Origin of the sequence: Streptomyces sp. NPDC006435 (genome assembly GCF_040612315.1) — a bacterium.
GTDB lineage: Bacteria > Actinomycetota > Actinomycetes > Streptomycetales > Streptomycetaceae > Streptomyces.
The window spans coordinates 406292-418947 of the sequence record NZ_JBEXPY010000002.1 but is presented as its reverse complement, the minus strand read 5'-3'; the positions used below and the strand labels follow the sequence as shown (position 1 = coordinate 418947).

The following is a 12656-nucleotide window of genomic DNA, read 5'->3' as shown; positions in this document are numbered from 1 at the left end:
GCTCAGACGCAGGTTGCTCGTGTGTGCCATGCTACGGAAAAAGCACTGCCGCATGAGGGAGCAGATCTTGTCGTCTGAAGTCCACGTTTCTATCACCCCCCGAGGCATGAGCGTCACGGAGGCGTACCGACTTTTCAGGGAGGATTCTCTCCTTGTGAATCGACGCTATCAGCGCAAGCTCGTCTGGTCAGTTGCCGAGAAACAGCTCCTGATTGATAGCATTCTGGATGGCTACCCGATTCCTCTGATTCTCCTGGCTGAAAGGCCCGAGATTCACGGGAGTGGCAAGTATGAGATCATAGACGGAATGCAGCGTCTTGATGCCATTTTTTCATTCATTGAACAAAAATTTGACTATAACGGCATGTATTTCGATCTAGGGCAAAGTGCCAGGGCGCGCCAGGCAGCTGCTGCTGGCGCGTTCAAGCCTGCCCCCGCTCAGAGCCTACTCCCTGCTGATAAATGTGCGAACTTGGTCGATTATCAATTGGCTGTCACGATTTTTCCAACTCAGACAGAGGGGCAAATTACCGACGTATTTAGTCGAATTAACTCGAATGGGCGCCAATTGAGCGCGCAGGAAAAGCGGCAAGCGGGAATGCTTAACCCATTCTCGGAGCTTGTGCGAACGGTGGCAAGCTCTTTGCGGGGTGATGTATCGGACGACGTGCTCCTGTTGCACGACATGCCGAGCATCTCCATCGAATCCTCTCGGGAGAACCAGCAGTACGGGGTGCGGGCGGAGGATACGGTGTGGATCAGGCATGGAATTCTTAACGTGAAGCAACTGCGGGAGGGGGATGACGAGCAAATGGTGGCAGATATTTCTGCCTCCATTTTGTCCGGAAGTCCTTTTCCTGCAAGCAAAGAAGAGTTCGATGAAATCTATGAAGCGCAAAGCGAGAAGCATAAGCGCCTGGAAAGGGCTTTGGCTGCCTATGGGAGCAAGCGGCTTCAGGCTGAAATTCAGTCTACCTTTTCTGTGCTCACAGAGGTGATTGACTCTCAGGTTGCTGGCCCGAATGGCCTGAGGAACCTGGTTCGCCCTGGTAGTGGAAATCCAATCCGTACGCCTTTCTATGCAATTTTTATGTCGTTCTTCGAGCTCATTGTCCGCCAGCAGAAGTCGCCTGCCGATAATGCGGCTATTGTGACAGCCCTCAGGAATGTAGGACCTCGCCTCAAGAGTGCGCGGCATTATACTTCGGCAGAGGATCGTACCTCCAATATCGACATGATCACAGGGTTGATTCAGAGGAATTTTGTAGCCAAGGTGCCGCCTGTGTTTGGGCATGGTCCCGGCTTGGCGCTGGATTTCGAAAATTCTCTGCGTAGATCCAGAATCGAAACCAGTCGGTATGAATTCAAGCAGGGGGTTCTCAGGCTAGATGTCCGTAGGACGAGGGATGATGCACTCTTTGTGCGGCTAGCCGAAACCATTTGTGGAATTGCTAACGTGCAGCGAAGTCATGAGGGGTATCTGTTTATCGGCGTAGCAGACAAGGAAGCCGATGTAAAGCGAGTCGAAACGCTTGACTCCGTGGCTGCTGTACCGGTCGGTCGACATCATTATGTTGTGGGTGTGGACAGAGAGGCGAAAGTCCTTAAAATCTCTTTGGACGCTTACGTGCAGCGTTTCGTGACGAAACTATCCCAGCAGCCAATCAGTGATCCGCTGGCAACTCAGATTCTGAGCGGTGTGGATACAATCGAATACAAGGGGCTCTCGGTTATTAGAGTTCTAATTCCTGGCCAAAGCGATCTCTCTTACTGTGGAGATCGTGTCTTCATTAGGCGAGGCTCTTCCACGGAAGAAGTCACCGAAGTCAGGAAGATTGCGGCACTGGCAAAGGGGTTCAGCTGAGGGTGGACCCCTGCAATTAGGGCGGCGGAACGAATTTGGGCTGGAGCTGCTTGAACCAGTAGGGAAAGTTGTAACTCAGTCGGCTTGTGGGGTTTGAAGTCGTGTGCGCAAGAGGGTAGTTCGGCCCCTTGGCGGTGGGTGAGCGGTAGGAAGAGCACTGGCTGGACTGTCCACGTGATGCGGGTGTGGTCCTGGGCGATCGTGACCGAGCAGGGCTCGAAAGTGCAGGGGGAATCGGTGGGTTGTTATCCGGCCCTGGGACAGCCAAGCCCACGCGACGTCGGAGGCGTCGGAGTTCAGCGCCGGTGAGATCGTGTGGAGTGCGACCGCGACCCACCTGTCCGCCTGGGGTGCCGAGTACGCGTTGAAAGCTGCCCGGAGCGTCAATCGCTGGCCGCTGGTGAGGTCTTCGGTCCAGCACTCGCATCAGTGGCCGCGTATGGGTTCCGTCACGATGTCGCTCCTCTGAGGTAGGCCACGAGCACGTAACGGGCGCCCTCGTTGTACAAGGCCAGTTGGTAAGCCGTTTCTGTCGCCAGATACGTGAGGGCTCGTTCGTACTCGGGCTCGCTGGCGAGCCAGTGGCGGTCTGGCTGTGCGTGTGCGGCGTCGAGCTGATCCGTGATGCGCCTCGCTCGGCTCGGGTCCGTGCGGCGGGTGCTCGCCCGCCGGCGCCGGTACCTGCTCGACGGACGGCCGGTCGAGTTCGCCACCTCCCGCCTCTCGCTCGATATCGCGCGCGGGACTCCGATCGCCGAGCCGAACCCCGGCGCCGGTGGCATCTACGCTCGCCTCGAAGAGCTGGGTCACCAACTCGACCACTTCGAGGAGGAGATCCGCGCCCGGATGTTTTCACCCGCCGAGATCAAGACGCTCCGGATGGATCCCGGCGTACCTGTGATCCATCTGATCCGGACCGCCTTCGATGCCGAGGGGCGGGCTGTGGAGGTCTGTGACACCGTGATGGCGGCGGACGCCTACGTCCTGTCGTACCAGCTCCCGGCGACCTGACCTCACGACTTGCTGCGGCGCGTGGGGATGCCCTCCCGAGTCCGTGCACCCTGGCACGCTTACCCATACAGGCAGGCGGATGAGGAACTCTCTTGCGCGCTATCCGTGTTGAGACCTCCGTCACATCCGGCCGCGATGGCCCCGGTTCGGCCCCAGCACAAGAACGAGCCCCCTGCCCCGCGGACAACGCAGGCAGAGGGCTCGATCAATACGGCCAATACGGCCTACTTCTTCTTGCCCTGGTTCTTCACGGCCTCGATGGCGGCCTTCGCCGCGTCCGGGTCGAGGTACGTGCCGCCCGGCTTCACGGGGCGGAAGTCGGCGTCCAGTTCGTAGGCGAGCGGGATGCCGGTCGGGATGTTCAGGCCCGCGATGTCGGCGTCGGAGATGCCGTCGAGGTGCTTGACCAGGGCCCGGAGGCTGTTGCCGTGGGCGGCGACCAGGACCGTGCGGCCGGCGAGCAGGTCCGGGACGATGCCGTCGTACCAGTACGGCAGCATGCGGACGACGACGTCCTTGAGGCACTCGGTGCGCGGGCGCAGCTCCGGCGGGATCGTCGCGTAGCGAGGGTCGCCGCTCTGCGAGAACTCGGTGCCGTCCTCCAGGGCGGGCGGCGGGGTGTCGTAGGAACGGCGCCAGAGCATGAACTGCTCCTCGCCGAACTCGGCCAGCGTCTGCGCCTTGTCCTTGCCCTGCAGGGCGCCGTAGTGGCGCTCGTTCAGCCGCCAGGAGCGGTGGACCGGGATCCAGTGGCGGTCGGCGGCCTCCAGCGCGAGCTGGGCGGTGCGGATGGCGCGCTTCTGGAGGGAGGTGTGCAGGACGTCGGGGAGCAGACCGGCGTCCTTCAGCAGCTCACCGCCGCGGACCGCCTCCTTCTCGCCCTTCTCGGTGAGGTTGACGTCCACCCAACCGGTGAACAGGTTCTTCGCGTTCCATTCGCTCTCGCCGTGGCGGAGGAGGATCAGCTTGTACGGTGCGTCGGCCATGGGTCCGAGCGTAATCGAACCCGTACGAACCGCGCGCGACCGGCCACAGGGCGGACGCGGGCGGCAGGGGGAAGGCAGGGGAAAGGCCGTCGTCGCTGGTGGCGGCGGGGACGATTGACGGGCGGCGTCAATTCGCTGGCGCACCGGAAACCGGGATTCGTAACGTTCGGACTGTCGTCGGGCCTCTTACCGGCGGCGTTCGTTCCACGCTTCCCCGGGGGGATCTCCTCATGTCTGTCGCCGGCCTCGGACGGTCCGTGCGCGAATCCGTGTCCGGACTCCCCAGGGAGTTCTGGTGGCTGTGGACCAGCACGCTGGTCAACCGGCTCGGCGGTTTCGTCGCCACGTTCATGGCGCTCTACCTGACCCTGGACCGGGGCTACTCGGCCTCGTACGCCGGACTGGTCGTCGCGCTGCACGGGCTCGGCGGGGTGGTCTCCTCGCTCGGGGCCGGGGTGATGACCGACCGGCTCGGCCGCCGGCCCACGATGCTCATCGCACAGACCTCGACCGCGGTGTCCGTGGCCGTGCTCGGGTTCATGGTCCACCCGGTGGCGATCGCGGCGGTCGCCTTCTGCGTCGGGATGGCGGGCAACGCCTCGCGGCCCGCCGTGCAGGCGATGATGGCCGACATCGTCCGGCCCGAGGACCGGGTGCGGGCCTTCTCGCTCAACTACTGGGCCATCAACCTCGGCTTCGCCGTCTCGTCCGCCGGGGCCGGGTTCGTCGCCGAGTACAGCTATCTCGCCGGGTTCCTCGGCGAGGCCGCGATGACGCTGGCCTGCGCCGTCGTCGTCTTCATGAAGGTGCCCGAGTCGCGGCCCGGGAAGTCCGCGGCGTCCGGGGCCGCGGGCGCGGACGCCGCCGACGGGGTCCGGCTCTCCACCGTGCTGCGCGACGGCCGGTTCATGAGCGTCGTCGGACTGTCCTTCGTCATCGCCCTGATCTTCCAGCAGGGGTATGTGGGGCTGCCGGTGGCCATGGGGGCCGACGGGTTCTCCAGCTCCGACTTCGGCGCGGCCGTCGCCGTCAACGGCGTGCTGATCGTGGTGCTCCAGATCCCCGTCACCCGTTTCATCCAGCACCGCGACCCGCGACAACTGCTCATCGTGTCGTCGCTGCTGGCGGGGTACGGGTTCGGGCTGACCGCGTTCGCCGGGTCGGTCGCCGTCTACGCGCTGACCATCTGCGTCTGGACGGTCGCCGAGATCGTCAACGCGCCGATCCAGAGCAGCCTGGTGGTCCGGCTCTCGCCCGCCGGGGGCCGGGGCCGCTACCAGGGCATGTACACGATGTCGTGGTCGGCGGCCGCGCTGGTCGCGCCGCTGATGTCGGGCCTGGTGATCGACCGCTTCGGGGCGCAGTGGCTGTGGGGGGCCTGCGCCGTCCTGGGTACCGCGGCCGCGCTCGGGTACTGGCTGCTGGTCCGGGGCCTGCCGGGGGAGGAGGGGGAGGTGTCCGCCAGGGGCGGGAACGACTCAGGGGACAAGAACGCCGCCGGGACCGGAACCGATGCCGGTGCCGGTGCGACCTCCGGGGCCGGGCCGGCCGCCGAGCGGACGGCCTGAGCGCCCGCCCCGTACCCCCCTCGCATACGACGGCGCCCCGCGCGGAACGGATCGTTTCCGCGCGGGGCACCCTTTGTCGCTCCGCGGCGGCGGGTCGGCGGCGGATCAGCCGCAGCAGCCACCGCACTGGCACGGGGCCCCGGACTGGCAGCCGCAGCCGCAGCCGGAGCCGCAGCCGCAGGCACCGAGCAGAGGCAGGCGGACCGTGTCGGCGGGGGCCTCCCGCTGGGGGTCGGTCGTGGGGGAATCGGCCATGGTTCCTCCTCAGGACGTACGACAGGGCCGTACGCCTCGACCGAGCGCGTACGACCGGGGCGTACGGACAAGACGTGCCGCCCCACCCCATTGCATGCCCACCCGGGCGGGCGCATCAACGGCGCACGTGCGCAGAGACACATGTGCGACCGGATGCGCCTTCGCGCACCCCTGCGCGCCCCGGCCACCGGAGGGCCGGGATCAGGCGCCCCGCCGGGATCAGGCGCCCTCCACCGGGGTCGGCTGCTGGATCTCGTCGGCGTGCTCGCCCGTCACCAGGTAGACGACGCGCTTGGCGACCGACACCGCGTGGTCGGCGAAGCGCTCGTAGTACCGGCCGAGCAGCGTCACGTCCACGGCCGTCTCGATGCCGTGCTTCCAGCGGTCGTCCATCAGGTGCTGGAACAGCGTGCGGTGCAGCAGGTCCATCTCGTCGTCGTCCTGCTCCAGCTGGAGCGCCAGGTCGACGTCCTTGGTGATGATCACCTCGGCGGCCTTGGCCATCAGGCGCTGCGCCAGCTGCCCCATCTCCAGGATGGTGGCGTGCAGGTCGTTCGGCACCGCCGACTCCGGGAACCGCAGCCGGGCCAGCTTGGCGACGTGCTGGGCGAGGTCGCCCGAGCGTTCCAGGTCGGCGCTCATCCGCAGCGAGGTGACCACGATGCGCAGGTCCGTCGCCACGGGCTGCTGGCGCGCGAGCAGGGCGATGGCCCGCGCCTCCAGGTCGTGCTGGAGGTCGTCGACCTTCTGGTCCGCGGCGATCACGCTCTCCGCGAGCTTCAGATCGGCATCGAGCATGGACGTCGTCGCCCGGCCGATCGCCGACCCGACGAGCCGGGCCATCTCGACCAGCCCCTCGCCGATCGAGTCGAGTTCCTCGTGGTACGCGTCACGCATGGAAGTCCCTCTCCAGTCCTCATTCGTAAGGCCGGGGCCAGGTATGAACCCCACGTTGCCACCCTGATCGGCGTACGCGTCGGCTTCCGGCCGCCCAAGTGAACCAACCCTTGCTCCTCGGTGAACTCTGGGAGACGAGTGTTCGGACAGACACCCGGATGGCTGGGATAGTCCTCCCGGACCTGCATAACCTTGACGTATGGACGTGAACGCGGCAGTCGCCGCAGCTGCGGCGATCGGCGGTGCGTGTACCGGCGTGGTCGCCATGCTGGCGTTCCGCTGGAGCGAGCGCGACCAGAAGAAGCCCACGCGCACCTCCGTGCGGCCGGACAGCAACGCACCCCTGCCGCCCGGGGTGGACACGGTCCTTTCCGTGCTCAGTTCCTCGGCGGTCGTGCTCGACGAGAGCGACAGCGTCGTCAAGGCCAGCTCGGCCGCCTACGCGCTGGGCCTGGTCAGGGGCGGCCGGCTGGCCGTCGAGGCGATGCTCAACATGGCCAGGGACACCCGCCGCGACGGTGAGATACGGCAGGTCGAACTGGACCTCCCCCGGCGCGGCACGGGCCGCGGCGAGGCCCTCGCGGTCTCCGCCCGGGTCGCCCCGCTCGGCTCCCGGCTGGTGCTTCTGCTGGTCGAGGACCTCACCGAGGCCCGCCGGATAGAAGCGGTGCGACGGGACTTCGTCGCCAACGTCAGCCATGAGCTCAAGACCCCGGTCGGCGCGCTCTCGCTGCTCTCCGAGGCCGTGCTGGACGCCTCCGACGACCCGGAGGCCGTGGAACGGTTCGCGGGCCGGATGCAGATCGAGGCGACCCGGCTGACCAACCTCGTACAGGAGATCATCGACCTCTCGCGGGTGCAGAACGACGACCCGCTGGAGGACGCCGAACCGGTCCGGGTGGACGAGCTGGTGGCCGAGGCCATCGACCGCTGCCGCCAGCAGGCCGGATCGAAGCAGATCACCATGGCGGCCGGCGGCACCGCGGAGCTCCGCATCTGGGGCAACCGCGGCCAGCTCGCCGCGGCGCTCGGCAACCTCGTCGAGAACGCCGTCAACTACAGCCCCGCCCGTACCCGAGTGGGCATCGCCGCCAGGCGACTGTCCGTGCCCGGCGGGGACCAGATCGAGATCGCCGTGACCGACCAGGGCATCGGCATCTCGGAGAAGGACCGCGAGCGGGTCTTCGAACGCTTCTACCGCGTCGACCCGGCCCGCTCACGGGCCACCGGTGGCACCGGCCTCGGCCTCGCCATCGTGAAGCACGTGGCCGCCTCGCACGGCGGGGAGGTCACGGTCTGGAGCTCGGAGGGCCAGGGCTCCACCTTCACCCTGCGGCTGCCCGAAGCGGGCTCCGTGCGGGAGCGGGACCGCAGCTCGGGCGGACCGCTCATCGTCAACGACGACGAGGGCCCCTACGGACCCGCCCACCCCGACACCCTTGAACCGTTCCCTGCCCCGGAGGTCCTTCCGTGACCCGAGTGCTCGTCGTCGAGGATGAGGAATCCTTCAGCGACGCCCTGTCCTACATGCTCCGCAAGGAGGGTTTCGAGGTCGCGATCGCGGCCACGGGCCCGGACGGGCTTGACGAGTTCGAGCGCAACGGCGCCGACCTCGTGCTGCTCGACCTGATGCTGCCGGGCCTGCCCGGCACGGAGGTCTGCCGTCAGCTGCGCAGCAGGTCCAACGTCCCCGTGATCATGGTCACGGCGAAGGACAGCGAGATCGACAAGGTCGTCGGCCTGGAAATAGGAGCCGACGACTACGTCACCAAGCCGTTCTCCTCGCGGGAGCTGGTCGCCCGCATCCGCGCGGTGCTGCGCCGCCGCGGGGAGCCGGAGGAGGTCGCCCCCGCCGCCCTGGAGGCGGGCCCGGTGCGGATGGACGTGGACCGTCACGTCGTCACCGTCGCCGGCGGCAAGGTCGACCTGCCGCTCAAGGAGTTCGACCTGCTGGAGATGCTGCTGCGCAACGCGGGCCGGGTCCTGACCCGCATGCAGCTCATCGACCGGGTCTGGGGCGCGGACTACGTGGGTGACACCAAGACCCTCGACGTCCACGTCAAGCGGCTGCGCGCCAAGATCGAGCCCGACCCGGGCGCGCCGCGCTTCCTGGTGACGGTGCGGGGCCTGGGGTACAAGTTCGAGCCGTAGGCCGGCCGGTACGCGAACGGCGGAGGGCGCCCCCGGGATGGGGGTGCCCTCCGCCGTTCGCGTACCCGGGCCGTCGCGCGGCCGCCCGTGCGGTGGGCGGGGCGGCCGCGGCGGCCCGGTGGGTCAGTGGCCCTCGGCCGAGGCGGACGAGGCGTCGGTCGGGGTGGTCTCGCCGCCCTCGCCGTTCTCCGCCTCCGAACCGGCGGGGGTACCGGTGGCCTTCTCGGACGGGCTGGTCGAGCCGGACGGGCTGGCCGTGTCGGCCGGCGGCGTCGGCAGCGCGCTCGGGCCGTAGCCCTCGAAGAAGCTCTTCGCCGGGACCACGAACGCGCCGAGCGGGACCTCGCCGGTCGAGCTGAACTTGAAGACGACACGCTGCACGTCGCCGTCCTTGGCGGCCTCCAGGCCGTTCTCGATCACGGCGGAGGCGTTGCCCGCACCGCCCAGGACCACCTTGTCGCCGCCCTGGATCACGATCGGCCCGGCGCCCTTGGCGGGGGTCAGCTTCACCGGGGTGCTCGAACCCGGCAGCGTGATGGCCTCCAGGGTCTGCGGCTTCGTGCCGTTGTTGAACACCGTCGCGGTGACGACGGCCGGGCCCTCGGTGGTGGCCTCGGGCTGGGTGACGACGCTCGCGTTCTGGACGCTGATGTCGCCGATGGTGGTGGCGGCATTGTCCGGCTTGATCTGCAGCGTCGCTGCGTCGTTGCCCGCGCCGCACGCGGCGAGCGAGGCGATCGAGAACGCGATGGCTGTGGCGGCGAGGGCGCCGTGTCGAAGGCTGCGGCTCACGGCGGCGGCAACTCCTTGAACGGTTCGGACTGCGGACGGGGGCGGGCGGCGTAAAGCCGCCCTAAGGGTGTGTCAGCGGCATTAGGCTACCGAGCCGCCCCCGCCGTCCCGCACCCGACCCGCCCCTAGGGCCTCCACCGGGGCTTCCATTCGGACGGCGCCGGGGGTGTGCGCCGCGGCCCCGGCACGGTCGGGCCGGACGGGATGCCGACGGGGCCGGTGAAATCCCGGAGCAGAGGCCCGATGGGATCCGGAACGGAGGCCCGGCGAGATCCGGAACGGTCCCGGTGGGATCCGGAACGAAGGCCGGCGGGATTCGGAACGGAGGTCCGGCGGGATCCGGGACAACGGTTCACGGACTTCCCGACTTACCGGTAACTTCCGCGACCCCCGCCCCCTTCCTGCCCCGCGTCCGGCAAAGGTTTGCAGGTCCGCGCGGTCCGAAACGGGCCGACACGCGCCGTTCACATATTGCCGGTGATCAATTCATGGAGCGTGGCGCATTCCATGCGCATAAGCGCTCGCATCGGGTTGTTGATCAATTCCATTGATCGACGCCAGTTACATCCGTACGGGTGATCGATCTCCGAACGGAGTGTGGAAACTCCAGCGTCAGGAATCCGACAAAACAGGACGTTAGGCCCCTTCGGGAGCCGGTTCCGATGCGTGTGACGTGCGTGTTTCACCTCGCCTGCACAACCGCTCCGACCTGCGAATACCGCCTTGCGGGAACCTTCCGCAGCACGTGCGCATCGCTGTTGTCAAGCCCCGAGATATGCCCTGACCTGCGAAAACGCCATTCAGGAGAAGCAGTTCTCGTGTTACTCTTGATAGCCACGGAAGGGGTACCTGTCACATGACGTTCAAGGTTGGCGACACCGTGGTCTATCCCCATCACGGGGCCGCGCTGATCGAGGCTATCGAAACTCGCCAGATCAAAGGCGTGGACAAGACCTACTTGGTGCTCAAGGTCGCCCAGGGCGACTTGACGGTTCGTGTGCCGGCGGACAATGCGGAGTTCGTGGGCGTGCGCGACGTGGTCGGGCAGGAAGGGCTGGACCGGGTCTTCGAGGTGCTTCGCGCACCGTATGCCGAGGAGCCGACGAACTGGTCCCGGCGCTACAAGGCAAATCTCGAGAAGCTCGCCTCCGGCGATGTCATCAAGGTCGCCGAGGTGGTGCGTGACCTGTGGCGCCGTGAGCGTGAGCGCGGACTGTCCGCGGGTGAGAAGCGCATGCTCGCCAAGGCTCGCCAGATCCTGGTGAGCGAGCTCGCTCTCGCGGAGAACACCAACGAGGACAAGGCCGAGGCTCTGCTCGACGAGGTCCTCGCGTCCTGACCCGGTTCGCACCGGTTGCAATAAATGTGCCGCAGTGCCCGCTGACGACCGAATTCACGGTATGTCGCCGGGCATTGCGGCATGTCCGGACCCGGTGCGGCATGTCCGGATTCGGAACGCCGCCCGTCCGGATTGCGTTTCGATTCACCGATGCGTTGGCTTCATCGGTGATGCCCCCGATACGTTGCTCGTGATCTTGTACAGCCGATGCGGCCGGTACAGCCGATCCCGAGCGGCCGGTGCGGTTCGTCCGATTTCGATCGGGTGTCACGGAAAGGGCCCGGTCGAATCGGGGCGTGGCGCCCGGCTCGCTTGTGGCCATACCCACGTCGACCGTGGAAACAAACATGCCGAAGCTCCGGAGTGCAACCGATGTCTGATCAATCGCGTCCGTACCGCACCGCAGCGGTGATTCCCGCGGCCGGTCGCGGCGTGCGGCTCGGCCCCGGCGCCCCCAAGGCGCTGCGTGCGCTGGGCGGAACGCCCATGCTCATCCACGCGGTACGGGCCATGGCGGCCTCCCGCTCCGTCTCCCTGGTCGTCGTCGTGGCCCCGCCGGACGGCGCCGGCGAGGTCAAGAACCTCCTCGACGAGCACGCCCTGCCCGAGCGCACCGACTACCTCGTGGTGCCCGGCGGCGGCACCCGGCAGGAGTCCGTGCGCCTCGGCATCGAGGCCCTGCCCGAGGACGTCTCCGTCGTCCTCGTCCATGACGCGGCGCGCCCGCTGGTGCCCGTCGACACGGTGGACGCGGTGATCGAGGCGGTGCGCGACGGGGCGCCCGCCGTCGTTCCCGCGCTGCCGCTCGCCGACACCGTCAAGGAGGTCGAGCCCGGTGCGCCGGGGGAGGCGGAGCCGGTGCTCGGCACGCCCGTGCGGGCCCGGCTGCGCGCCGTGCAGACCCCGCAGGGCTTCGACCGGGAGACGCTGGTGCGCGCGCACGCCGCCGTCGCCGTGGACGGCGAGGGCGCCACGGACGACGCGGGCATGGTGGAACGGCTCGGGGCGCCCGTCGTGGTGGTCCCCGGGCACGAGGAGGCGTTCAAGGTGACCCGGCCGCTGGACCTGGTGCTGGCCGAGGCGGTACTCGCGCGCAGGAGGGCGAACGATGGCTTCTGAGGAAACGGCGACCCCTGAAGAAACGATGGTTCCCGGAGGGGCGGCTTCCGCGGAACAGGTCGCTCCGGTGATCCCGCAGGTCGGGATCGGCACCGACATCCACGCCTTCGAGGAGGGCCGCGAGCTGTGGTGCGCGGGGCTGCTCTGGGAGGGCGAGGGGCCGGGGCTCGCCGGGCACTCCGACGCCGACGTCGTCGCCCACGCCGCGTGCAACGCGCTCTTCTCGGCCGCCGGGCTCGGTGACCTCGGGCAGCACTTCGGCACCGGGCGGCCCGAGTGGTCCGGCGCCGCCGGGGTGACCCTGCTGGCCGAGGCGGCGCGGATCGTGCGGGCCGAGGGCTTCGGGATCGGCAACGTCGCCGTCCAGGTCGTCGGCGTACGGCCGAAGATCGGCAAGCGGCGCGAGGAGGCGCAGAAGGTGCTGTCGGCCGCCGTGGGGGCGCCCGTCTCGCTGTCCGCCGCCACGTCCGACGGGCTCGGCTTCACCGGACGGGGCGAGGGCCTCGTCGGGATCGCGACCGCGCTGGTGTACCGCACGGGCTGACCCCCGTACGGCCCCGGCCGCGCGGGGCCCGGCGCCGTACCCCGCCGACGGACCGGTCCCGCCGCCGGAGCGGCGCCGGGACCGGTCCTGCGGCCGGCGCCCGCCGCCGTTCCGGCGTTGACCCTTCCGG

Annotated in this window: 11 protein-coding genes and 2 pseudogenes; 8 read left to right on the top strand and 5 right to left on the bottom strand. The window is 67.8% G+C overall.

Features of this window, described 5'->3' with window-relative positions:
* Positions 1-106 precede the first annotated feature (106 nt).
* Positions 107-1864, top strand: a complete 1758-nt coding sequence (locus tag ABZZ04_RS04180) for a DUF262 domain-containing protein (protein WP_356930667.1) — start codon at positions 107-109, stop codon at positions 1862-1864.
* A gap of 86 nt (positions 1865-1950) precedes the next feature.
* Here ABZZ04_RS04180 and ABZZ04_RS04175 read toward each other — a convergent pair.
* Positions 1951-2317, bottom strand: a pseudogene (locus tag ABZZ04_RS04175) (hypothetical protein); the annotation flags it as partial.
* Positions 2318-2500: 183 nt separating this feature from the next.
* On the opposite strand from ABZZ04_RS04175, the pseudogene ABZZ04_RS04170 reads away from it, so the two are divergent.
* Positions 2501-2875, top strand: a pseudogene (locus tag ABZZ04_RS04170) (UTRA domain-containing protein); the annotation flags it as partial.
* 224 nt (positions 2876-3099) lie between these two features.
* Here ABZZ04_RS04170 and ABZZ04_RS04165 read toward each other — a convergent pair.
* Entirely contained in the window at positions 3100-3861 is a 762-nt protein-coding gene (locus ABZZ04_RS04165; protein WP_148837177.1) for a phosphoglyceromutase, read from the bottom strand.
* Between the two features lie 230 nt (positions 3862-4091).
* Between ABZZ04_RS04165 and ABZZ04_RS04160 the strand changes: the two genes are divergently transcribed.
* Positions 4092-5429, top strand: coding sequence for an MFS transporter (locus ABZZ04_RS04160; RefSeq protein WP_356930622.1), 1338 nt, complete (start codon positions 4092-4094; stop codon positions 5427-5429).
* Between the two features lie 105 nt (positions 5430-5534).
* On the opposite strand, the gene ABZZ04_RS04155 is transcribed toward ABZZ04_RS04160, so the two are convergent.
* Both ABZZ04_RS04155 and phoU read right to left on the bottom strand, forming a co-directional pair.
* Positions 5535-5684, bottom strand: a complete 150-nt coding sequence (locus tag ABZZ04_RS04155) for a hypothetical protein (protein ID WP_356930621.1) — start codon at positions 5682-5684, stop codon at positions 5535-5537.
* A 219-nt stretch (positions 5685-5903) separates the two neighbouring features.
* Positions 5904-6581 carry a phosphate signaling complex protein PhoU gene (phoU, locus tag ABZZ04_RS04150; protein WP_148837178.1) on the bottom strand — a complete coding sequence of 226 codons (678 nt, stop codon included), beginning with the start codon at positions 6579-6581 and terminating at the stop codon, positions 5904-5906.
* Between the two features lie 199 nt (positions 6582-6780).
* Here phoU and ABZZ04_RS04145 point away from each other — a divergent pair, with 199 nt between their 5' ends.
* The gene (locus ABZZ04_RS04145) at positions 6781-8055 is read left to right on the top strand and encodes an ATP-binding protein (RefSeq protein WP_356930620.1); all 1275 of its coding nucleotides are present in this window, start codon (positions 6781-6783) and stop codon (positions 8053-8055) included.
* Entirely contained in the window at positions 8052-8732 is a 681-nt protein-coding gene (locus ABZZ04_RS04140; protein WP_148837180.1) for a response regulator transcription factor, read from the top strand. Before ABZZ04_RS04145 ends, ABZZ04_RS04140 begins: the two co-directional genes overlap by 4 nt.
* A gap of 123 nt (positions 8733-8855) precedes the next feature.
* Here the strand turns inward: ABZZ04_RS04140 and ABZZ04_RS04135 are convergent, their stop codons facing one another.
* A complete protein-coding gene (locus tag ABZZ04_RS04135; RefSeq protein WP_356930619.1) occupies positions 8856-9524 on the bottom strand; it encodes a DUF461 domain-containing protein in 669 nt (222 codons plus the stop codon).
* An 856-nt stretch (positions 9525-10380) separates the two neighbouring features.
* Between ABZZ04_RS04135 and ABZZ04_RS04130 the strand changes: the two genes are divergently transcribed.
* The 3 genes from ABZZ04_RS04130 to ispF all read left to right on the top strand — a co-directional run bounded on the left by ABZZ04_RS04130 (position 10381) and on the right by ispF (position 12526).
* Positions 10381-10863 carry a CarD family transcriptional regulator gene (locus tag ABZZ04_RS04130; RefSeq protein WP_006380568.1) on the top strand — a complete coding sequence of 161 codons (483 nt, stop codon included), beginning with the start codon at positions 10381-10383 and terminating at the stop codon, positions 10861-10863.
* Positions 10864-11235: 372 nt separating this feature from the next.
* Complete coding sequence (gene ispD / locus ABZZ04_RS04125) at positions 11236-11982, top strand: 2-C-methyl-D-erythritol 4-phosphate cytidylyltransferase (protein WP_356930618.1); 747 nt, start codon at positions 11236-11238, stop codon at positions 11980-11982.
* Positions 11983-12007: 25 nt separating this feature from the next.
* The gene (gene ispF / locus ABZZ04_RS04120; RefSeq protein WP_356930666.1) at positions 12008-12526 is read left to right on the top strand and encodes a 2-C-methyl-D-erythritol 2,4-cyclodiphosphate synthase; all 519 of its coding nucleotides are present in this window, start codon (positions 12008-12010) and stop codon (positions 12524-12526) included.
* Positions 12527-12656 lie beyond the last annotated feature (130 nt).

What these genes read in the sequence shown, in the direction of transcription:
- ABZZ04_RS04180 (WP_356930667.1), top strand. Translation starts at nt 107, where the DNA reads ATGAGCGTCACGGAGGCGTACCGACTTTTCAGGGAGGATTCTCTCCTT.
- ABZZ04_RS04165 (WP_148837177.1), bottom strand. Translation starts at nt 3,861, where the DNA reads ATGGCCGACGCACCGTACAAGCTGATCCTCCTCCGCCACGGCGAGAGC.
- ABZZ04_RS04160 (WP_356930622.1), top strand. Translation starts at nt 4,092, where the DNA reads ATGTCTGTCGCCGGCCTCGGACGGTCCGTGCGCGAATCCGTGTCCGGA.
- ABZZ04_RS04155 (WP_356930621.1), bottom strand. Translation starts at nt 5,684, where the DNA reads ATGGCCGATTCCCCCACGACCGACCCCCAGCGGGAGGCCCCCGCCGAC.
- phoU (WP_148837178.1), bottom strand. Translation starts at nt 6,581, where the DNA reads ATGCGTGACGCGTACCACGAGGAACTCGACTCGATCGGCGAGGGGCTG.
- ABZZ04_RS04145 (WP_356930620.1), top strand. Translation starts at nt 6,781, where the DNA reads ATGGACGTGAACGCGGCAGTCGCCGCAGCTGCGGCGATCGGCGGTGCG.
- ABZZ04_RS04130 (WP_006380568.1), top strand. Translation starts at nt 10,381, where the DNA reads ATGACGTTCAAGGTTGGCGACACCGTGGTCTATCCCCATCACGGGGCC.
- ispD (WP_356930618.1), top strand. Translation starts at nt 11,236, where the DNA reads ATGTCTGATCAATCGCGTCCGTACCGCACCGCAGCGGTGATTCCCGCG.
- ispF (WP_356930666.1), top strand. Translation starts at nt 12,008, where the DNA reads ATGGTTCCCGGAGGGGCGGCTTCCGCGGAACAGGTCGCTCCGGTGATC.